Annotated in this window: 17 protein-coding genes and 1 riboswitch; of the genes, 7 read left to right on the top strand and 10 right to left on the bottom strand. The window is 63.0% G+C overall.

Features of this window, described 5'->3' with window-relative positions; translation table 11 throughout:
* The 3 genes from ACVOK8_RS12645 to ACVOK8_RS12635 form a co-directional block, all read right to left on the bottom strand.
* The coding region (locus ACVOK8_RS12645; RefSeq protein WP_481567115.1) for a hypothetical protein at positions 1-219 on the bottom strand (219 nt) is incomplete at its 3' end.
* Positions 220-268: 49 nt separating this feature from the next.
* Positions 269-2845, bottom strand: a complete 2577-nt coding sequence (locus tag ACVOK8_RS12640) for a M14 family zinc carboxypeptidase (protein WP_481567114.1) — start codon at positions 2843-2845, stop codon at positions 269-271.
* A gap of 297 nt (positions 2846-3142) precedes the next feature.
* Entirely contained in the window at positions 3143-5773 is a 2631-nt protein-coding gene (locus ACVOK8_RS12635) for a TonB-dependent receptor (protein WP_481567113.1), read from the bottom strand.
* A 183-nt stretch (positions 5774-5956) separates the two neighbouring features.
* On the opposite strand from ACVOK8_RS12635, the gene queD reads away from it, so the two are divergent.
* From queD to ACVOK8_RS12615, 4 genes are all read left to right on the top strand, one after another.
* Positions 5957-6322 carry a 6-carboxytetrahydropterin synthase QueD gene (gene queD / locus ACVOK8_RS12630; RefSeq protein ID WP_282272587.1) on the top strand — a complete coding sequence of 122 codons (366 nt, stop codon included), beginning with the start codon at positions 5957-5959 and terminating at the stop codon, positions 6320-6322.
* Positions 6323-6762: 440 nt separating this feature from the next.
* Positions 6763-7125: a phasin family protein gene (locus ACVOK8_RS12625; RefSeq protein WP_481567117.1), complete on the top strand. Its 363-nt coding sequence runs from the start codon at positions 6763-6765 to the stop codon at positions 7123-7125.
* Between the two features lie 172 nt (positions 7126-7297).
* Positions 7298-7780 (top strand): GAF domain-containing protein, encoded by a 483-nt coding sequence (locus tag ACVOK8_RS12620; RefSeq protein WP_481567112.1) that lies wholly within the window; start codon positions 7298-7300, stop codon positions 7778-7780.
* The gene (locus ACVOK8_RS12615; RefSeq protein WP_481567111.1) at positions 7777-8136 is read left to right on the top strand and encodes a TfoX/Sxy family protein; all 360 of its coding nucleotides are present in this window, start codon (positions 7777-7779) and stop codon (positions 8134-8136) included. Before ACVOK8_RS12620 ends, ACVOK8_RS12615 begins: the two co-directional genes overlap by 4 nt.
* Before the next feature lie 156 nt (positions 8137-8292).
* On the opposite strand, the gene cobS is transcribed toward ACVOK8_RS12615, so the two are convergent.
* Genes cobS through cobT form a run of 3 tightly spaced genes read right to left on the bottom strand, consistent with a single transcriptional unit; the run spans position 8293 to position 10696 of the window.
* Positions 8293-9045: an adenosylcobinamide-GDP ribazoletransferase gene (cobS, locus tag ACVOK8_RS12610; RefSeq protein WP_481567110.1), complete on the bottom strand. Its 753-nt coding sequence runs from the start codon at positions 9043-9045 to the stop codon at positions 8293-8295.
* Complete coding sequence (locus ACVOK8_RS12605; protein ID WP_481567109.1) at positions 9042-9629, bottom strand: histidine phosphatase family protein; 588 nt, start codon at positions 9627-9629, stop codon at positions 9042-9044. The genes cobS and ACVOK8_RS12605 overlap by 4 nt, the downstream gene beginning before the upstream one ends.
* The gene (gene cobT / locus ACVOK8_RS12600; protein WP_481567108.1) at positions 9626-10696 is read right to left on the bottom strand and encodes a nicotinate-nucleotide--dimethylbenzimidazole phosphoribosyltransferase; all 1071 of its coding nucleotides are present in this window, start codon (positions 10694-10696) and stop codon (positions 9626-9628) included. The genes ACVOK8_RS12605 and cobT overlap by 4 nt, the downstream gene beginning before the upstream one ends.
* A 324-nt stretch (positions 10697-11020) precedes the next feature.
* A riboswitch (cobalamin riboswitch) is annotated at positions 11021-11257 on the top strand.
* Positions 11258-11372: 115 nt separating this feature from the next.
* Here cobT and btuB point away from each other — a divergent pair.
* Positions 11373-13256 (top strand): TonB-dependent vitamin B12 receptor, encoded by a 1884-nt coding sequence (gene btuB / locus ACVOK8_RS12595; protein WP_481567107.1) that lies wholly within the window; start codon positions 11373-11375, stop codon positions 13254-13256.
* Positions 13257-13356: 100 nt separating this feature from the next.
* On the opposite strand, the gene ACVOK8_RS12590 is transcribed toward btuB, so the two are convergent.
* Positions 13357-16335 carry a TonB-dependent receptor plug domain-containing protein gene (locus ACVOK8_RS12590; RefSeq protein ID WP_481567106.1) on the bottom strand — a complete coding sequence of 993 codons (2979 nt, stop codon included), beginning with the start codon at positions 16333-16335 and terminating at the stop codon, positions 13357-13359.
* Between the two features lie 121 nt (positions 16336-16456).
* Between ACVOK8_RS12590 and ACVOK8_RS12585 the strand changes: the two genes are divergently transcribed.
* Complete coding sequence (locus ACVOK8_RS12585; RefSeq protein ID WP_481567105.1) at positions 16457-16792, top strand: hypothetical protein; 336 nt, start codon at positions 16457-16459, stop codon at positions 16790-16792.
* 204 nt (positions 16793-16996) lie between these two features.
* Positions 16997-17707, top strand: a complete 711-nt coding sequence (locus ACVOK8_RS12580; protein WP_481567104.1) for an AraC family transcriptional regulator — start codon at positions 16997-16999, stop codon at positions 17705-17707.
* 66 nt (positions 17708-17773) lie between these two features.
* On the opposite strand, the gene ACVOK8_RS12575 is transcribed toward ACVOK8_RS12580, so the two are convergent.
* From ACVOK8_RS12575 to ACVOK8_RS12565, 3 genes are read right to left on the bottom strand one after another with little or no spacing between them, the layout of a single operon-like run.
* Positions 17774-18544 (bottom strand): heme ABC transporter ATP-binding protein, encoded by a 771-nt coding sequence (locus tag ACVOK8_RS12575; protein ID WP_481567103.1) that lies wholly within the window; start codon positions 18542-18544, stop codon positions 17774-17776.
* Entirely contained in the window at positions 18541-19581 is a 1041-nt protein-coding gene (locus ACVOK8_RS12570; protein WP_481567102.1) for a FecCD family ABC transporter permease, read from the bottom strand. The genes ACVOK8_RS12575 and ACVOK8_RS12570 overlap by 4 nt, the downstream gene beginning before the upstream one ends.
* Positions 19578-20621, bottom strand: coding sequence for a heme/hemin ABC transporter substrate-binding protein (locus tag ACVOK8_RS12565; RefSeq protein WP_481567101.1), 1044 nt, complete (start codon positions 20619-20621; stop codon positions 19578-19580). Before ACVOK8_RS12565 ends, ACVOK8_RS12570 begins: the two co-directional genes overlap by 4 nt.
* Positions 20622-20736: the final 115 nt, after the last annotated feature.

Below are 20736 nucleotides of genomic sequence, written 5' to 3'. Positions count from 1 at the left end.
GGCTTTGAGCTTTGGCTTTGAGCTTTGGCTTTGGCTTTGGCTTTGAGCTTTGGCTTTGAGCTTTGGCTTTGAGCTTTGGCTTTGAGCTTTGGCTTTGGTTCTATCCCTTCTCCCGTTTACGGGAGAAGGTGCCCCGCAGGGGCGGATGAGGGCAGCTTTTGCCTTCAGCGATACCAGCTGCAAGGCCGAGGCAAAGCAGAACTGCACGGCGCTGCGCACCGCCCCTCACCCCAACCCCTCTCCCGCAAGCGGGAGAGGGGCTAAAGCCTTACTCCCCGCGCTGGCGCGGCGTGCTCAGGTGGTTTGCCTGCAACAAGGCATTGAGCAGCAAGCGCTCAGTGCCATGCCAATACTTGCGATGCGCTGGATCATCGGCAAACAACACAACGTTGCCACTCCCGCTCGGCACGACCTGCAGATAGCTCGAACCCGAAACCCGCGCACGATTCGCATCGGACAGATAGCCATTCACCACCGGCTCGCGGTCGATGTTCACCACATTGAGGAAGGCATTCTTCACCGGCTCGAACACCAGTCCACCTTCCTTGTTGACCCAGATGCGACGCTGCTGCACACCAAAGCCCAGCGGATGGGTCGGATCGATATCAGCGCTCAGAATGTTGCCGCTGACCCGACCCAGCGCGAACACATCACGCACCGTACCGAAATCCAACCGCTCAGCCTCATCCTTCTTGTCGCCTTCGCGCAGCTTGGCTTCGGCAAGGCCCTTGTCGATCGCCCAGCGCGCGCCGCTGCCATACACCACCAGCGAACCACCGGCGGTAATCCAACGCTTGAGCGCCGCCACACCCGCATCACTGACGTTGGCATAGGTGCCACCGGACAGCACGATTGAGGTGTAGCGCGCCAGATCAACACTGGCCAACTGCGCAGGATCAAGCTTGCTGGACGGCAAGCCCAGCGAGGTATCCAGCGAGAACCAGGTTGAGCCAATCTCGGTTGCGGACACGCCCTCGCCCATCACCAAGGCGACGCTCGGCGTGCGCAGTACCCGCACATTGTCGCTACCCAGATCGATGCCGCTGGCAGCGCGGCCACTGGCCAAGGTGTAAACCGTGACACCAGCCTCCTGCGCACGCGCCAACACCTTGGCCTGCAGGGCATCCGCATCCAGCGTCTGGCCTGCAACCGGAATCACCACCGCGCCATGACCAAACGCCACATCACCGTTCGCGGTAGAAGCAGTGAACGGCTGGTGCGCGGTGCGCACACGCACATTGTCACGCAGCAGCCCGCCCAGCAGACGGAAGCTGCCGAAGTCACGTGCATCGGCCACATAGGCGAAGCCAGCACGACCGCCGCTGATGCCACCCTGTGCCACCGGCACTGCATCCACCACCGCTCCGCTCGGCACGGCACCACGGCTGCCGGCATAACGCAGGCCATAGGCAGGCGCCACCGCATACGAGGTGCCGCTGTAGAACACATCGCCCTTTACCGCCGGGGTGAACTCGAAGATCGAATGCGCAAGACGGAACTGCGGCTGCCGCGCGGGCACCACATATGCCGAACCGGCCTGGAAGCGCTTGCCATCCACTTCCACGTCCCGCGCCAATGCGTGCACCTCGATGCGATGCTGCAGCAACACGGCCAGCAGTTTGCGGGTCAACGTGGCGTCGGCGGCATCACCGAACACCCAATCGTGCACCGGATAAGCGGACGCCTGCTTCAGCGCGCTGCGGAAAAACTCCTTTTGCAGTGCAAACAGACGATCACGGTCTTCCACCACACCGCGCACGCTGGCCAGACCCGTCGCCACCTGGTTGCGGACGGTGAAGTTGAAATGCAGCAGGCCATTCACCGATTCCTGCACCAGGCCACGCGAACTGGCCTGCTCCACGGTCACACCGACCGCGCCGTGGAAATCCGGATAGGTGGAGCCATAGATCGGCGAGAAGTTGTCGAAGTTCTCGCCGGTGTAATACAGCGAACCAAGATCATCCAGGGCCTTGGCATGGAAGCGCGCCAGCCACTTGTTCGCCTCATACGAAGACTTGGGCAACAGCGGGCTTTCCATGCTCTTCGGCGACGGCTCGAAGTAGTAAGTGCTGTCCTTGCCCATTTCGTGGAAGTCGATCTGGATGTTCGGATACCAGCGATGGAATTGCGCAACCTTCGGCCAACTATCGGCCTGCGCCAGCGCCAGCCAATCGCGGTTGAGATCGGTGAAGTAGTGATTGACGCGGCCGCTGGGGAACGGCTCGACATGTTCCTTGTCGGCCGGATCAGCAGATGGCGGACGCGAACCCCAGGCGTTATGCCAGTTGGCGGCACGGTCGCGTCCATCCGGGTTCTGTGCTGGATCAATCACCACTACCGCATGGTCGAGCCAGCGCGCGGTTTCCGCGTCCTGGTTGGCGGCAAGATAGTAGGCAGTGAGCATTGCGGCTTCGCCGCTGGAGGTTTCGTTGCCGTGAACGCTGTAACCCAACCACGCGACCGCCGGAGCATCAGCACCGGGTAGCGGCTGTGCAGGATCGATCAGCGCCTGACGCTGGGCGGCGATCTCGGCGCTGCGCGCGTGGTTGCGCGCTGAAGTGATAGTCACCAGCAACAGCGGGCGTTGCTCGTAGCTTTGGCCGATGACCTCGACCTTGACCTTGTCCGAAACCCGCGCCAGTTCGTTGAAGTAGGCCACCAGCTGGTCATGCCGGGTGTAGTGGCTGCCGATCTCGTAACCGAGGAACTGTTGCGGCGATGGCACCTTCGCATCGAACTGCTGCGCGGTGAGGAAGTAGTAACTGTTCTGGGCATGGGCCGGCGACAGGCTGACAAGTGTTGCCAGCAACAAGACTGGCAGCAGACGTTTAAAGCGGAACGACATGGGTGTAGCACTCCCCTATTGCATGAACGTTGTTGCCAAAATTCAAAATTAAAAAGCGAAATATGTAGTGCCGAGCCATGCTCGGCAGAGGCCTTGCCAGCACGGTTCCAGCACCTAAAAGCTGCCCTCACCCCAACCCCTCTCCCGCAGGCGGGAGAGGGGCTTTGAGCAGGAGCGGAACCTGTAGTGCCGAGCCATGCTCGGCAGGGGCTTTCCCGGTAATGCTTTAAAAGCTGCCCTCACCCCAACCCCTCTCCCGTAAACGGGAGAGGGGCTAGATCACTGGGGGGCTTTCAATCAGAAGCGATAATCAAAGCCCAGCGTGTAATAGCGCCCGCGCAGGTCGTACTGGCTGAAGTCATACGGTGCGCGCACACCCGGGAAGGTGGCGTCGTACGGTGGCTGGCGGTCACCGATGTTCTGCACCTTTGCGTACACCGTAAGCTTGTCGATGCCGGTGTAGCCCAGATACAGATCGAACTGACTGTAGCTTGCCACCTGCTTTTGCACGGCCTTTGCCGCGGCACTGCCTTCCTGATCGTAGCTGCTGGTGTAATACCAGGTCAGCGCGGTACGCCAATCACCCAAAGCCCAATCCAGCGTGGTGGTGGCCTTGGTATCCGGCAGCGACGGGCCGAGGTTGGAACCGGCGTAATCCACCAACGGACCGCCAACAACCTGCGGTCGCTTGTAATCGATGACATAGGTCAGCGCTGAGGACAGGCCAAAGTCGCCTGCAGCGGCCGTCTGCCAACGCTGGCGCAGCTCGATGTCGATGCCGGAAGTCTCCAGCTGGCTCAGGTTCTGGTAACGGTTGTAGACCGCCAGCAACTTGCCGCGCGAATCACGCAACACATTAGCCGGATCGTTCTCCTGCACCAAGGTGGTGGTGTTGCCGGTGCCGATCAGGTTATCCAGCTTGATGCGGTAGTAATCGACGCTGAGGTTGGTGTTCTGCCACGGCGACAGCACGAAGCCGGCGTTGAAGCTGCGCGTGCGCTCCGGATCGAGATTGGTATTACCAACGGTGAAGAAGGTCGGGTTCTGCCGCGAACCGGCGACGTCCGGATCATGCGGATCAACCACCGAGCCATAGGCGATGCTGGTAGATGCCGAGTTCTCCGACAGCGACGGCGCACGGAAGCCACGCGAGGCAGCAGCACGCACCAGTAGCCAATCCAACGGCTGCCAGCGCAGGCCGAGCTTGGGCGAGAATGCATTGCCGAAATCACTGTAGTGATCGGCACGCGCCGCAGCCTGCAGCTCCAATGTGCTGTGCAGCGGCACGCTCACTTCCGCATAGGCGGCGCTTACGTGGCGCTGGCCGTGCACTTCAGCAATCGCAGGGCGCACCTGCAGGCCGGCATCGATCTGCCAGGGATTGTTGGAGTCGAGCTTTTCCTGCCGCCATTCGGCACCGGCGGCAAAGCCAATCTCGCCCGCCCAGGTTTCACCCAAAGTACCGGACACCTTGGCGTCCACCCCCTTGAGCACCGATTCGGCCGGACGCAACGTGCTCAGGCCGATCGCAGCCAGCACCGCCGGATCGGTTGCCGACGGATTGAGCAGGTTGTAGCTGCCACTGGCCAGCGCGTCGTACAGCGTCCAACGATTGGCAAAACCACCGGAGACAGTCTCGCGCTGCTTGCTGGCGGCCTGGAACGCACCAACTTCCCAGTCCCACTTCTCGGTCTGCCCGCGCAGGCCGAGCACGCCACGATAGGAACGCGAGCGGTTGGTCTTGATGGTGCCGCCGAGGTTGAAGAAGGTGTATTCGATCGGCACGTCCACGCCGTACGGGTTATACGGATTGGCTGCCGGCAGCGTTGAGCGCACCGGCTCGGCCAGACCGGTGTCGGCGTTGAGCGCGAAGCGGCCACTTTCCAGGGTAAAGAACGGACTCGAGCCGAACCACGACACACCCTTGATGTCGCTGTAGATCACATCGGCGAAGGCTTCCACCGAATCGTTGATGCGCAGCGTGCCGTTGACGTAGGCCTGCCAGCGCTTGGTTGAGGGGATCAGCGTGGTGTAAGGCGCCTGGTTGAAGGCGCAGGTGTCACCGGCCAGGCCGTCGATCGGGCCACTGGCGGTAAGTACGGTGCCTTCCGGGCAGTTGCCGGCGGCATCAAGCATCGGCACAGACTTGCCGCCGATCAGGTAGCGCGCGCCCTTGGCCGACCAACCATTCCAGCGGCCGCCGGCCTTGTCGGTATAGATGCCCGAGCGCGTGAGATCGCGCTGGTCCTGGTCCAGACGGTCGCGGTTATAGCCTTCCAGCGACACCAGGATGTTGTAGCCATCGCGGTCCAGATCGCCGATGCCGCCGACAAACTTGAGGTTCTGCTGGTCCAGCCCACCGGCTTCGGAGGTGCCGCCACTGACGCCGACTTCGGCACCTTCAAAATTCTGCCGGGTGATGATGTTGACCACGCCGGCGACTGCATCGGAACCGTATACCGCCGAGGCGCCGTCCTTCAGCACTTCGATGCGCTCCACCGCGACCAGCGGCAGCGCGTTGAGATCGACGAAGGTATCCGACAGACCACCAGACGGGAAGCCGTAGTTGGCCAGGCGACGGCCGTTGAGCAGCACCAGCGTGTTCTTCTGCGACAGGCCGCGCAGGCCGATGCCGGCCGAGCCAGAGGCCCAGCCGCTGTTGCTGGTTTCGTTGCTGGCGTTGCCGGTGTTGGCGGAGATCGAACGCAGCAGGTCAGCCACACTGGCCTTGCCGGTCTGCTCGAGTTGCTGCCGTTCGATCACCTGAACCGGGTTGGCGGTTTCGGTATCGGTGCGCTTGATGTTGGAGCCGGTGACGCGCACCGCATCGAGGGTCTTGCTGCCATCGGCAGCGGCTTCGGCCAGGGCGAGGGAGGGAGCAACGATGGCAGCAGCCACCGCGAAAGCGAGCAAGGAACGAGTAGGCATGGAGTCCGGGAGAGGTGAATGACAACACCAGCAGTACCTCACAACAGTCAAATGTCCGGCCAATCACTTTGTTGCATTCGCACATAACCATCTGTTACATCGCTTCATCAGGATGGATATGAAACTACTACTGGCATCACAGATGCATACGCTGGGAGACGGCCGCACCCTACAATTGCGCCCATGGATATTTTCAAGGTTTTCACCCTCGAAGCCGCACACCGGCTGCCCAACGTCCCGGTCGGCCACAAGTGCTCGCGCCTGCATGGCCACTCGTTCCGCGTTGAACTGCGGGTTAGCGGCGAACCAGGCCCGGAGACCGGCTGGATCATGGACTTCAGCGATCTGAAGGCCGCCTTCCAGCCGCTCTACGACCAGCTCGACCACAACTACCTCAACGACATCCCCGGCCTGGAAAACCCCACCAGCGAACGCCTGGCGATGTGGATCTGGGAAAAGCTGAAGCCAGCGCTGCCGCTGCTCAGCGAAGTAGTGGTGCATGAGACCTGCACTTCCGGCTGCAGCTACAAGGGCGACAAAGCCGCCTGATCGCAGCCGTAGGCGATAGGCGGTAGGCGGTAGTGCCGAGCCATGCTCGGCAGAGGCTTTACACGCCATGCAGCGGCATTTGTAGGAACGGCGTAAGCCGCGAAGCCAGGGCTGCAACAAGCAGCGAAGAGCCAACCCCTCCCCAACCCTCCCCTTGCCTGCGGCAAAGGGAGGGAGCGGTAGTGCCGAGCCATGCTCGGCAGAGGCTTTACCGGGAAGGCCCCTGTCGAGCATGGCTCGGCACTACAGAACTGGTTTTATCTGGAAGGCCGCTGCCGAGCATGGCTCGGCGCTACAGAACTGGCTTTATCTGGAAGGCCCCCTACCGAGCATGGCTCGGCACTACAGAAAGCGCGTATCTGAACCACTCACAATTATATGTTGCGCCGCGCAATATCTGCGCTATGCTGCAACGCAACAAGACCCGCTGGATCACCCCGATGTCCGCTCAGTTCAACGACTTCAGCAGCTACACCCAGCAGCTCGCCGCTGCCGCCAACCGTGCCAACCGGCTCGCCTTGGAAAATGCTGAAAGCGTGTTTGGCGTGCAACTGCGCGCGCTTGAGCGCAACACCACCGTTGCGGCGGGCTTCTTCGGCGAACTGGCGCAGGCCGGTGCGCAGGCGGATCTGCAGGCGCTGCTGCCCAAGGGCATGCAGCTGGCGCGCGAGAACATCGAACGGCTGGCCAACGCCAACCAGGAAGTGGTCGGGCTCAGCCTGAAGACCAGCGAGGCATTGGGCGCACTGGTGCGCCAGCCGTTCGCTGCCAAGCCCGCCAAGGCTGAGCGCAAAGCCGACTGACACCCAGACAACAGAATTTGCGCGGTCCCTCCCCCGCGCAATCCCAGACCCGGCAGCCCCCTCCCGCTGCCGGGTCTTTTTTTGCCTGCGATCCAGCATTCCATTGCCGATGGCTGCGTTCAGCAGCAGCGGCTGGCAGAATCGACGACCACACAGCGGCTAGACTCTCCTGATGTTCAACACCGACACCCTCACCGGCAGCAAGCCGGAACAGTACGCCCAGCTGCTGGCCCAGGCCCGTGCCCTGGTCCACGGCGAAGCCGATCGTATTGCCAATGCCGCCAATCTGTCGGCGCTGGTCTACCACGCGCTGCCGCAGCTCAACTGGGTGGGTTTCTACTTCTACGACGGCAAGGAACTGGTAGTTGGCCCGTTCCAGGGCTTGCCGGCCTGCGTGCGCATTCCGCTGTCCAAGGGCGTGTGTGGCGCCGCTGCCAGCAGCCGCCAGACCCAGCGCATCGAGGATGTGGATGCGTTCCCCGGCCATATCGCCTGCGACTCGGCCTCGCGCTCGGAACTGGTGGTGCCCATGGTCCACAACGGCGCGTTGGTCGGCGTATTCGATATCGACAGCCCGGTGATCGCACGCTTCGACGCGGATGACCAGTTGGGCCTGGAAGCCATCGCCCAGGTATTTGTCGAGGCGCTGCAATGAGCACGCCCAAGCTGCGCAATATCGGCCCCAAGAGTGCAGCCTGGCTGCGTCAGGTTGGTTTGCGCAGCGAGCAGGATTTGAGTGCGATCGGCCCGGTAGCGGCGTTCATGAAGGTGCGCCGCGCCGGCTTCAAGCCCAGCCTCAACCTGCTGTATTCGTTGGAGGGCGCATTGGTCGGCTGCCATTGGCAGGAAATACCAGAGGCGCGCCGCCAGCAGCTGGTGGCGGAGTATGAAGTCGCTGCTGGTGCACTGCCCACCACGCGCGCGGGACAGCAGGCCGGGCCGGTGCATGAAACGCATATGCAGGCTGATGCCGACGAAGAAGAGACCACCGAGATCCGCTTCGAGGATTGAAGCGGAGCATCAGCGTTTGTGGGAACGGCGAACGGCTTTTGCAGGAGCAGCGTAAGCCGCGAAGCTGGCTATCTATCAGATCGCACAGCAATGATCGCAGGTGGTTCGAGTTACGTGGCTCCGGATGCAGCTGTGGCTTCGCGGCTCACGCCGCTCCTACAACACTCCCACAAATCCAGCGGCTAGCGGTGCGAGGACTACAAGCACCAGCATCAGCAAGGTCTCCACAACCTCGACACTCGCACCCAGGCCATCGCCGGAGATGCCACCAAGCTTGCGCTTCCACCACAGCGCAACCAGCGGCACCAGCAGCAACGCCAGCAACAACGGCCACGCGAACACCACGCTGATCGCGGCCAGCAATACTGCCCACAACCACATCGCCGCCGGTCGTAGCTGCCAGGAAAAACGCTCACCCAAACCATTGCCATGCAGCGACGGTATGCGCTGGCTCCACCACAAGGTGCCCCAACGCGCCCACGCCGGCACCAGCACGATGCCGAACCACAACGGCCCCACAGCAAGCTCGGTCAGCAGCACGAACTTGAGCAGTAGCTGCATGATCAGCGTGACCACGCCGAACACGCCCATATGCGGGTCTTTGAGGACTTCCAGAAAGCGCTGCGGATTACGATGCGCCGCACCGAAGGCATCGGCCACATCGCCCAGACCATCCAGATGCAGCGCACCTGTCACCCACACCCAGACCAGCAAGGTCAATGCGCCGGCCAACCATGGTCGATCAGCCAAGCCATACAGCGGTAGCGCCAGCAGCACGCCGATGATGACGCCGACCAAGGGGTAGTACACCGCCGACCTGCTCAGATCTTCCTGGCGGAAATCGCGCACCTGTGGTGTCGGCAACCGGGTCAGGAATTGAATGGCAAGGATCAGGCGGCGTCCGATCATGGTTGTCGCAACTCCAGCAGTTCACCCCACAACTGCCCGTCTTCGCCACGCTCCACGCGCAGGCGCACACGGGTGCCGTAATCAACACGCATCGCCCACAGCGATGACAAACTCATGCCGCAGACCCGCGACACCACCAGCCGCAGCACGCCGGCATGGCTGACCACCAGCACCGGCTGGCCGTCACCATCGTCTTCGTCCACCAAACGATGCAGCTGCTCTTCAACACGCGCCTGGAACTGCTGCCAGGATTCGCCGTTGGGCGGCACCACATCGTGCGGCTCGCTATAGAACCCGGCCAATTGCTCGGCCGGTAGTTCATCGAAATGCAGCCCGTCCCAATCGCCGAAGTCGAGCTCGGCCCAATCCGGGTGGATCTCGCAGAACTGATTGCTGCCGGCCACCAGTGCATGCGCGGTATCCAGCGCACGCCGGCGCGGTGAGCTGATCACCCGACTCCAGCCGATGCCGGCATGGCAGCGGTACAGCGCATCCATCGCACCGTCGATCAAGGGCGGATCAGTACGCCCGTCCAGGTGACCTGCACGTCCGGTGGAAGCATGCCGCAGCAGATCAAGAATCATCGGCCGCCACCGCGATCGGCAACGGCGGCTTCGGCAAACGTCGCCATGCTGTTGTGCAGGGCGCAGGCCATGCGTACCAGCGGCAGCGCGAGCGCGGCGCCGGAGCCTTCGCCAAGACGCAGGTCCAACGACAGCAATGGCTGTGCCTGCAGCGTTTCCAACAGACGAATATGACCGCGCTCGGCCGATTGATGCGAGAACAGCAGCCACGGCCGCAGACTCGGATTGATGCGCACTGCCGCCAATGCTGCAGCAGAGACGATGAAGCCATCCACCAACACCGGAATACGACGCTGCGCCGCGGCAATCATCGCCGCGCTGATCGCTGCGATCTCCAATCCACCTACACGTTGCAATGCTTCGCATGCGGGGGACTCGGCCGTGTTGATCGCATCCCCATGCAGGCTCAGCGCGCGTGCGATCAGATTTCTTTTCTGCACCATGCGCACTGCATCCAAGCCGGTGCCAGCGCCGACCAACTCGTCCAACGACAACGGACCAAGCACGGCGGCTACCGCACTGGCAGCGGTGGTGTTGCCGATGCCCATCTCACCGAACACCAGCAGATCGGCACCCTCGGTGCAGGCAGCTTCCACCGCGCGGCGACCGGCATCGAAGGCAGCTTCCAGATCGGCAGCAGACATCGCCGCGGCAGTACTGAAATCAGCAGTGCCGTGCAACGTCTTGGCACTGACCACACCGGCAATCGGCGCGGTAGCGCGGCTGCCCACATCCCAGACGTGCAGCGGCAGGCCCAGTTCGCGCGCCAGCACCGCAATGGCGGCACCACCGCCAGCAAAGTTGTGCAGCATCTGCACCGTCACTTCCGCCGGGTAAGCCGATACGCCTTGCGCGGTGACGCCATGGTCGCCAGCAAACACGATCACCGGCACACGTTGCGCCGCTGGCTGATCCACGCCTTGCAGCGCGGCCAGCTCAACCGCCAAGGTCTCCAGGCGACCCAGGGCGCCTTCCGGCTTGGTCAGCTGGCGCTGGCGCAGCAGGGCACGCTGCCGGTATTCCTGCGAAGGCTGGCCGCAGGCCTGCCCGTACCATGTTTCTGTCACGACACTTCCGATACTGCGTTTGCAGCGCGCATTCTAGCCATTCAGCAACAGTGCTGCGCATGACCTGCTTCGTCAGTCACTGCTCAAACCCAACCCGAGCAACACATAACCCGGGTAAATGCAGCGCACCCGGGGAATATGATTGCAGCAGCAATGCAGGCCCGACGTGCCCTGCACATCCCGTTGCAGGTGTGCTTACCTGGGCTACAAAGCCCGAAAGCCGCTACCAGACTTGTCGCCCACGCTGTCCACATACACCGAGTAGCGACGCAGCAGTGCGGTGGCCGTTGCCGCCCATTCCGGCAACGCTGGCGGCAATGGCATAGAATGCGCGCACTTTCAGGTGACCGCCCGGCATTGCTGGTCGGTTGAAACGGGAAGCCGGTGCCGCGCATTGCTGGAACTCCAGCATGTCGCCATTCCGGCGCTGCCCCCGCAACGGTAAGCAGGACAAGGCCAGGCATACCGCCACTGTGCTCGACACGGGAAGGCGCCTGGACGGAAGCGGCACATGCCGCCTCGCCTGCGAGTCCGGAGACCGGCCCGAAAGCCGACTGGTTGCGATGCGGAGGGCATGGCGGCGGCTGTAGCGCCGTGTGCGCCGCCTCCGTCTTCTCCCTCTTCTGGCAGCCTTCCCCATCCGCCTGCGCGGGAGCGTGCAGGCCCAGGAGCTTCCATGAAATTGTCTTACCACTCTCTTTCGCTCGCCCTTGCCCTTGCACTGCCGGGCGTTGCTGCCGCGCAGAACGCACCGACCGAGTTGGACGACGTCACCGTCACCGCAACCCGCACCCCGATCTCCATCGAGAACAGCGTGGTGCCGGTGCAGGTCATCGACCGTGCGCAGATTGATCGCAGCCAGGCCAACTCGCTGCAGGACCTGCTGCGCGGCCGTGCTGGCTTGGACATCAACAACTCCGGTGGCATGGGCAAGCTGACCTCGCTGTTCATGCGCGGCACCAGCTCCAGCCAGGTGCTGGTACTGGTAGACGGTGTGCGTATCGGCTCGGCAACCAGTGGCATGCCGCCGTTGCAGGAACTGCCGATCGACCAGATCGAGCGCATTGAAATCGTGCGTGGCCCGCGTTCGAGCCTGTACGGCTCCGAAGCCATTGGAGGCGTGATCCAGATCTTCACCCGTAATGCCGGCAAGGGCCTGCAGCAGAACCTGGCGATCACCGCCGGCAGCAACAACCTGCGCCAGGTCAGCGCCGGCTTCAGCAACCGCGGCGAGCGCGGCTGGATCTCGGCCCAGGCCGGCTACCAGGAGACCGATGGCATCAACGCCTGCCGCGGCTTCTACGACGCAGCGACCTGGGCAGGCGCCGGCTGCTTCACCAACGAGCCGGACCGTGACGGTTACCGCAACACCTCCATCAACGTCCGCGGTGGCTATGCCCTGACCGACACGCTGAGCCTGGAAGGCCACGTGCTCAATGCCATCAGCCGCAACCAGTTTGATGGCACCACCAGCAATGAATCGGACAACCGCCAACAGGTGATCGGCAGCAAGCTGAAGTGGGTGCACAGCGACGCCTTCCAGCTGACCGCCCAGGTTGGCCGCAACAACGAACAGGCCGATGGCTACCTTGCCGGCAACGGCAACCGCAGCTTCGTCAGCACCCTGGACAGCCGCCGCGACACCGCCAGCGTGCAGGGTGACTTCCTGTTCGCCGAAGGCCAGCAAATCAGCGCCGGCGCTGACTGGCAGAAGGACAAGGTCACCGGCACCACGGCCTACATCACCGATAGCCGCGACAACACCGGTGTGTTCGCCGAGTATCAGGGACAGTTCGGCGCACACTCGCTGCAGGCCAGCGTGCGTAACGACGACAACGAGCAGTTCGGCAGCCACACCACCGGCAGCCTTGGCTACGGTTTTGCCTTCGGCAACGGCTTCCGCCTGACCGCCAATGCCGGCACCGGCTTCAAGGCGCCGACGTTCAATGACCTGTACTACCCCTGCTCACCGTGGGGCTGCTACAACAACGCCGAGCTGAAGCCAGAGAAGTCCAAGAGCCTGAACATCGGCATCGCGCAGTACGCCGACGCCTGGAACTGGACCTTCAATGCCTATGAAACCCGCATTGACCAGTTGATCGCACTCGACAGCACCTTCACCCCGTACAACATCGCCGAGGCCCGCATCCGTGGCGCCGAGCTGACCGGCTACCTGTCGCTGGCTGGCTTCGACATCAACGCCCAGGCCAGCTTCACCGACCCGCGCGACCATATCGCCAGTGCACCTACCTACGACAACCTGCTGCCGCGTCGTGCACGCACCAGCGGCCGTCTGGACGTGGACAAGAGCTTTGGCCCGCTGCGTCTGGGCGTGACCGCTGCCGGCAGTGGTCACCGCTTCGACGATGCCGCCAACAGCGTGCGTCTGGCCGGTTACGGCACCATGGATGTGCGCGTTGAATACGCCATCAACGATGCATGGAGCCTGCAGGCCAAGGCCGCCAACGTGTTCGACCGCGAGTACGAAACCGTTGCCTGGTACAACCAGCCGGGCCGCGAGTACCAGCTGACCCTGCGTTACAACAGCAAGGCCAACTGAGTCTGCGAAGCCGCAGCGCCGCTGCGGTTTCCGGCAGTGTGAAAACAAGCAGGGCCGACGGTGATCCCGTCGCCCCTGCTTTTTCAGTCACCACGAATCGTTACAGCTTCATGCGCACGCCGATGTTGAAGGTGCGGCCCAGCACGTCATATACCGCTGCCTGATAGCCGGTCTGATTGAAACCGGCACCGCCGGCCTCTGCACCCGGCACCCGTGGCGGCGCGCGATCAAACACATTGTTCATGCCACCAAACACACTGAACTTCGGCGTGAGCTGATAGCTGGCGTAGAAGTCGCTGTAGAAGGTATTGCCGGCCCACTCACGCTCGTAGCTTGCGGTGGAGGTATTGCTGCCACGCATCTTCGATACATGCCGCAGGGTCCAGTAGAAACTGGCCTTGGGATTGGACCAACCGGTACGCACCGTGCCCTTCCACTTCGGCGTGCCCCACAGCGTCAGGTAATTCCATTCGTCATCTGGATTCAACGGGTCGGCGACAAACTTGCGTTCCAGGGTACGGCCATAGCTGAGATCCACCAGGATGCGGCCCGCATTGGAGTTGGCTACACCACCCAGGTCGTAGTACCAGTTGGCATTGATGTCCACGCCACGGGCGATGCTCTGCGACAGGTTCAACTGTTGCACGGCGACTTCTACGATGTCGCCCGCCGAGTCACGGCTGACCAGATCGCAGAAAGTATTGTTGAGGCTCGCCTGGTCGACGCAGCGATTGAGTATGGTCTGGTAGTCCAGGGTGGAGATCACCCCGCGCAGGTCGATCTTGTAATAGTCGGCCGACACCGTCAGGTTGGAAATGAAACGCGGCCGCAGCACCACGCCAAAGGTGGTGGTCTTGGCAGTTTCCGGCTTCAGGTTGACGTTGCCCGAGTAGACGATGTCCTTCCACTGCCAGTAGTTGCCAACGCTGGTATCGCTGGGACTGATGGCCGCGCAGTTGCCCGCGGTGTAGCTGGTGGTACTGGTACGGGTAGCCAACGCATAGTCGTTGCAGGGATCGTAGATCCACGCCGAAGACACCCTGCCCGCCGTGTAAAGTTCACCGATATTGGGCGCACGGATCGCCTTGCCGTAAGTGCCACGCAAGGTGATGTCGTCGATCGGCGCCCACTCCAAGCCAACTTTGGTGGTGGTGGTGCGGCCGGCGGTGCTGTAGTCCGAGACACGCCCGGCCAGCTCCAGCGACAGACGCTCTGCGCCGGTCACGCCCGACAGCAAGGGCAGGCTCAGCTCGCTGAAGATTTCCTTGACGCTGAACTCGCCGGTCAAGCTGCTTTGGGTGGTGCCAAGGCTGGGGTCATAGGCCGGGTTGATCGGGTCGTACTGGGCGATGGTGCCGATCTCGTTGCGTTCCTTGCGGTACTCCGCACCCACCACGATCTTGGCTTCACCACCGGGCAGGTCGAACATGCCGCCAGAGGCATAGGCCGATGCAACTTTCTGGGTCAGCGTGGTGGTCGACCAGTCGGTGTCGTAGGTCAACCAGTCGACCATCTCCGACGTCAGCCGCTTGAACGGATTGATCGCCACGCAGCCAGCCGGCCCATCCAGGCAAATCGGGTTGCCCGCACCATCCACGTACGAATTCAACCCCGACAACAGCCGGTCGTAGGAACCGGCATTGAGTTCGCGGGTGCGCTGGCGGCTGCGTCCGTAAGAGTAATAAGCCTCGTAGTTCCAGCTGCGCCCGAGGAAGTCGAAATAGCCTTCCGCGCCTATGCTGGCCTGCAGCAACTTGCGGTCGGTCTGCTGGCGCATATGCCCCAGCTCTTCATCGAAGTGGCGACCAAACGCGATGCCATCGGTGAATGCACCACCGTTGGCGGTGATCATTTCCTGGGTGATAAAGGGGCTGTAATACGGCACCACTTCACTGCCGCCCGAACCATAGGTGCTGAGCGAGCGCCAGGAGGCTTCAGACTGACTCTGCGAATAGTTGACCGTACCAACCAGACGCAGCGCATCGTTGACGTCGAAATCCAGCGTCGAGCGCACGGTCTGGCGATCCGATGGCGTCACCAGGTACCAGGAATCGTAGCGTCCGCCAAACTCGCCGCCATCGGTGGTGCCCTGCTGCAACACGTTGAAGCCTGAGCTCAGGTTGGTCAGCCCGCCCGGGCCAAGTTGTGAATGGCGCAGCGAGCCGTCCGGATTGAAGGTGTACAGGCAGTTGGCGGCGTTGGCCGCGCTGCAGTTTCCCAGCAAGACGGTGGCATTGGGCGAGTTGTAGACATTGCGGCTGTTGTCGAGGATCACATACGGATCCGTGCTGTTGGCGCGGGCGTAATACGGGTAGCCGTTGGCAGTCCACGGACGGTCCTGCCCACGCACGGTGCCGGAGTTCTTTTCCCAGAAGCCGTACAGGGTGAAGTTGCCGCGGTTGTCAGCGAAGTTCTTGCCGAACAGCACGTCACCGGTAAAGGTCGGCATGTCGCCGCGCGAGGAATCGCCGTAGCGGACACTGGCTTCCAGCCCTTCGTAGTCACGCTTGAGAACGAAGTTGACCACACCGTTGACGGCATCGGCGCCATACAGCGCGGAGGCACCACCGGTGACCACGTCCACGCGTTCGATCATGCTTGCAGGCAGTGCGCTTACGTCGACACCAGCGGTGCCGGGGATCGATGCAACCTGACGGCGCCCATCCACCAGCGTCAGGGTTCGCTGTACGCCCATGCCGCGCAGATCCAGCGCACTGACGCCAACGTCGCCGGTCTGGTTGGCGGTCTGGCTGGTCTGGGTTGCAGCAAAGCTGGGCAGTTGGTTCACCAGATCGGCGATCTGGGTGTAGCCGGAGGCCTGGATTCTCTCCGCGTTGATTGCCGTCACCGGCGCCGGGCCTTCGAAGCCCGGCTCACGCCGGATGCGCGAGCCGGTCACGATCACGGTATCGAGATTCTTCGCTTCGGTTCCAGCAGGTTGTTCCTTCGCAGCCTCCCCGGCAGCATCCTGCGCCCAGGCCGAGCCCATGGAAGTAGCACACAGCGCCATAGCAACAGCGACTGCCAGTTGGCCACGCCGGCGACACGGCAAGCGCTTGGCGGGATCGTTCGTCTTCATTTACTTCCCCTCGAATATGAAATGTCCAACGAAAATTCAGCAATCAACAACATCTGCTTCTGACCACCCGCCCAGCGCCTCGCCTTGATTGACGTGCGGCTTCAGCAACAGCTGCAGGTCTATGACGCGCACCGCCGCTGAACGGCTTTGTGAAGACTTCGACCATTTCTCGCGCACACACCAACCGACCTCGGCGCGGGCAAACGCGAAGGTCGACAGCAGATGGAGCAGTCACGATCCTGATGGCCGCGAACGAGACCGGACCGAAGGCAAAAAAACCACACACAAACCCGAACCGGGCCCGGCATCGCGTACGCCGGTTCTGGCGGACACGCACTACCTTGGCATAACCGGCCAAGGCTTTCAGATCCGCCTAATACCAGCCCCCGGATGGATATCGACGCGCGCCTTCCCGCTGATCAACCGGGAGGACGGAAAAAAGCCACACAACCCGTAACAAGTGCAACCATTTGATTTGTATACATACGCAAGAACGAAAGGAGTTCATGACCGTACATTTCGGGTTCAATACTCCACTGGACCCACCACCACGCGCTAGGTGTATCTTTGCTCGCACGATGCGGATTTCAGCATACTAATTCCGCTTGAGAGACGGCCGCTGGAATGGCAGGGTGTGCGCTCTGCAACGGAGAGCAACGCCATGGCTGTCACCCTGTCACCGCAGGTGTTGGTGCGCATGTTTGATCCACTTCCCGACGTGGTGTTCTTCATCAAGGACACCGAATGTCGATATACGCACGTCAACCAGACCTTGATGCAACGGCTGGCGAAGAAGAGCCGCGAGGAAATCGTCGGCAGGAGCGTGTTGCAGCTCTACCCTGCACACCTGGCCGCACGCTACATCCAGCAGGATCGTCGCGTGCTGACCGGCGAAGTGATCGAAGACATGCTTGAGCTGCAGCTCTATGCAAACCGCAGCCCGGGCTGGTGCCTCACCCTCAAGCAGCCGCTGGTGGAAGACAACCGCATCGTCGGCTTGATCGGCATCTCGCGTGATCTTGGCCAACCAGACCGCGAGGACTCTTCTTTCCAGCGTCTGCACGCTGCTGTGGAGTACATGCAGGCGCATTTCCACGAGCCGCTGCGCGTGCGCACGCTGGCGGGCAAGAGCGGCGTCTCGGTCGCGCAGTTGGAGCGCCTGTTCAAGAAGGTATTCCAGCTGACGCCGCAGCAGTTGCTGACCAAGTTCCGGATCGAGGCCGCTACCCGCATGTTGTTCACCGACACCAGCATCGCCAGCGTAGGTCAGGCTTGTGGATTCTCCGACCAGAGTGCATTCGCGCGCCAGTTCAAACACACAGTGGGCATGACACCGCGCGACTATCGGGCGCTGGCAGCAACGCCGAAGTAGTCATTCCGCCAATGCGCGAAGCGATGTGTGCGAACAGCACGACTTCGCCCACGCACCGCCGGATACTCAATCGTCGCAGGCAACCACCAGCGGCACGCCACGCGTTGGGTGCTCGATCACCTGCACCGGCTGGCCGTAGACCTTGCCGATGGTGTCGCGGGTCAGCACTTCGCGCGGCGAGCCATCGGCGGCAATGCGCCCATCGCAGAGCATCACGATGCGATCGGCATAGGCTGATGCCAGGTTGAGGTCGTGCAACACCACCACCACGCAACGACCTTGCTCTGCGAGCTCGCGGGCGCTGCGCAGGGTGCGCTCCTGATGGCGAAGATCGAGTGCGGCGGTTGGCTCATCCAACAGCAGCACCGGCGTCTGCTGCGCCAAGGCACGGGCAAGCGAGGTGCGTGCTGCCTCGCCACCGGACAGCGTCTGCACATCGCGACCGGCGAGTGCTGCGACATCGACTTCAAGCAACGCCGCTTCGATGATTTCCGCATCCTGTCGTGGTTGTGGCGGATGCGGCAGGCGCCCCATCGCGACCACTTCGCGCACGCTGAAGGCAAAGTGCACGGCGTGATCCTGCGCCATCACCGCCCGCTGCAGGGCAAGCTCACGCACCGGCCAGTCGGCCAGTGCACGACCTTGCAGCAATGCTTGCCCGGAATCCGGCTCGGCATCACCGGCAAGCAAGGCCAACAACGTGGACTTTCCTGCGCCATTGGGGCCAACCAAGGCGGTCAGCGTGCCGGCCTGCAATGACAGGTCCACACCTGCCAACACCTTGCGACTGCCACGCAACACGCTGACCCCGCGCAACTCCAGCAACGGTGTGCTCATGCCCGTCCCCCACGCTTGCGCAATACCAGCCACAGGAAGAACGGTGCGCCCAAGGCAGCGGAGAACAGCCCAAGCGGGATCTCCGACGGTGGATCAAGCGTGCGCGCGGCGGTATCAGCCACCACGATCAACAGCGCACCGACCACACCCGACAAGGGCAGCAGCCACCGGTGTCCCGGGCCGACCAGCATCCGCACCAGGTGCGGCACCACCAGTCCGACGAAACTGACGCTGCCCGCAAATGCCACCGCTGCACCCACCAGCAGCGCACTGAACGCCACCAGCAACAGACGCGTACGTGCGACATCCAGGCCGATGTGGCGTGCCTGGCGCTCACCAAGCGCGAGCATGTCCAAGGACGTGGCCAGCCGCAGCAGGGCCAACAGCCCGATCACGAATACCGGCGTGACCGCGGCCACGTCGCTCCAACTGGCCTGCGCCAACGAGCCCATCTGCCAGAACACCAGTGACTGCAGTTCGCTCTCGCTGGCGATATAGGTCAGGAAGCCGACCGCCGCCGAGCAGCCTGCACCAATCGCAATACCGACCAGCAGCAAGGTCGCGGTGCCTTCACCGCGCCCCGGCCGTGCCAGCAGATAGATCAAGGTCGTCGCACCGGCACCGCCAACGAATGCCGCCAGCGGAATCAACCACACAGCAAACGCGCCCGCGCCGAGCACGATGGCCGCCACCGCACCCAGCGCCGCGCCCTGGCTGACACCGACGATGCCGGGATCAGCCAGCGGGTTGCCAAAAAGGCCTTGCAGCGCGACACCGGCCATCGCCAGCGATGCACCGACCAGCGCGCCCAGCAGCGCGCGAGGAATGCGCAGCTGCCAGACCACACCCATGTCGCGGGCGCTGATCGATTGCGGATCGGCCAAGCCGAACTGCGCCGCCATCGCCCGCAGCACATCGGCCGCAGGCAGCTTCAGCGGGCCGGTGCCGAACGACAACAGCACCGCACCAAGCAGCACCGCCAGCAGCAGACATAGCAGCAGCGCACCGTTCGGCCGCCGGACCTGCGCCGACATCATCCGCGCGACAACTCCGCCAGGGCCTGCGCCAAGGCCAGCGCACCGGCACCAGAGCCCACGCTGGTGGATTTGAGTTCGACATCAGTCATCACCCAGACACGGTTGGCCACGCCAGCGGGCGTGTGCTTCAAGGTTGGATAGGCCTTCCACAGGCCGGCTTCACCGCCGAACAGGCGCAGGTCGTTTTCCGTTACCAGGATCACGTCTGGCGCCGCCGCAACAACGCCCTCGTTGCTGAGCTGGGAGTAATTGGCCACGCCGGCTTCTTCGCCGATATTGATGCCACCTGCGATGGTGATCAGCTGGTTGGCGGCGCTGTCAGCGCCGGCCACGGTCGGCAGGCCGCCGGCGCCGCTGGCCGACAACGCGATCACCCGCGGGCGCTTCGCATTGTCCTTTGCGATGGCTGCGGCCTGATCGAGCTGTGCCTGCACCTTGCCAGCCAATTCCTCGCCCTGTGCAGCCAGACCAAGCGCAGCAGCCACCTTGCGCACCTTGTCCGCCGGCGGCTGCAGGTCGTCGATCACCACCGCGGCATGGCCGGTCGCGCGCAGGCGTTCGGCCAGCACCGCATGGCGGCGCAGGCTGTTGCCGAGAAACAGGGTTCCTTCCAGGCTCAGCACGCCTTCCACACCGGTGGTCCGGTTGAACAGGAAGTGCTTGGGGGCAGCCCGGCCTGCGGCCGTTGCCGAGCGCTCCGGTGCGGCGTACACCTTGTCGGCCAGGCCCAAGGCTTCGATCACCGCGATCACATCATCGCCGCCGGCGACGATACGACTGATGTCGGTCACTTCAACGTCCACGCCATCGTCCGAGTGCAGCTTGGCCGGCAGCTGCGGCGCTGCTGCAGCCACCTGCGGCACGTCCTGCCCGGCCACGCGCTTCCAACCCGCCGGCAATACGCTCGCATCAGCAGCGGGCGCTGCGACAGCGGGGGCTTCGGCTGCGGCCTGCGGTGGTGCCGGGCTGCGATCGCAGCCGGTAATCAGCCCGGCCAGCAGCAGGCCCAGGCCAGTCGGAACAAGGGTGGTGGCTTTCATCAATATGTCCTCGGTCACCAGATCGGCCGATGCATGGGAGCTGCGTACCGGCCAGCTTTTGATGGCAGTGCGGGAGATGCCGTTGCCGGCATCTCCCGCGCGTTTACCGCCTTGC

Source organism: Stenotrophomonas sp. STEN083, assembly GCF_056759195.1.
Note: the sequence above shows the minus strand (reverse complement) of the source record. Positions and strands in the feature narration are given on the sequence as shown.

Bases quoted from the DNA above. Each gene is read 5' to 3' on its own strand.
- ACVOK8_RS12640 (WP_481567114.1), bottom strand. From the start codon at position 2,845: ATGTCGTTCCGCTTTAAACGTCTGCTGCCAGTCTTGTTGCTGGCAACA.
- ACVOK8_RS12635 (WP_481567113.1), bottom strand. From the start codon at position 5,773: ATGCCTACTCGTTCCTTGCTCGCTTTCGCGGTGGCTGCTGCCATCGTT.
- queD (WP_282272587.1), top strand. From the start codon at position 5,957: ATGGATATTTTCAAGGTTTTCACCCTCGAAGCCGCACACCGGCTGCCC.
- ACVOK8_RS12625 (WP_481567117.1), top strand. From the start codon at position 6,763: ATGTCCGCTCAGTTCAACGACTTCAGCAGCTACACCCAGCAGCTCGCC.
- ACVOK8_RS12620 (WP_481567112.1), top strand. From the start codon at position 7,298: ATGTTCAACACCGACACCCTCACCGGCAGCAAGCCGGAACAGTACGCC.
- ACVOK8_RS12615 (WP_481567111.1), top strand. From the start codon at position 7,777: ATGAGCACGCCCAAGCTGCGCAATATCGGCCCCAAGAGTGCAGCCTGG.
- cobS (WP_481567110.1), bottom strand. From the start codon at position 9,045: ATGATCGGACGCCGCCTGATCCTTGCCATTCAATTCCTGACCCGGTTG.
- ACVOK8_RS12605 (WP_481567109.1), bottom strand. From the start codon at position 9,629: ATGATTCTTGATCTGCTGCGGCATGCTTCCACCGGACGTGCAGGTCAC.
- btuB (WP_481567107.1), top strand. From the start codon at position 11,373: ATGAAATTGTCTTACCACTCTCTTTCGCTCGCCCTTGCCCTTGCACTG.
- ACVOK8_RS12590 (WP_481567106.1), bottom strand. From the start codon at position 16,335: ATGAAGACGAACGATCCCGCCAAGCGCTTGCCGTGTCGCCGGCGTGGC.
- ACVOK8_RS12585 (WP_481567105.1), top strand. From the start codon at position 16,457: ATGACGCGCACCGCCGCTGAACGGCTTTGTGAAGACTTCGACCATTTC.
- ACVOK8_RS12580 (WP_481567104.1), top strand. From the start codon at position 16,997: ATGGCTGTCACCCTGTCACCGCAGGTGTTGGTGCGCATGTTTGATCCA.
- ACVOK8_RS12575 (WP_481567103.1), bottom strand. From the start codon at position 18,544: ATGAGCACACCGTTGCTGGAGTTGCGCGGGGTCAGCGTGTTGCGTGGC.
- ACVOK8_RS12570 (WP_481567102.1), bottom strand. From the start codon at position 19,581: ATGATGTCGGCGCAGGTCCGGCGGCCGAACGGTGCGCTGCTGCTATGT.
- ACVOK8_RS12565 (WP_481567101.1), bottom strand. From the start codon at position 20,621: ATGAAAGCCACCACCCTTGTTCCGACTGGCCTGGGCCTGCTGCTGGCC.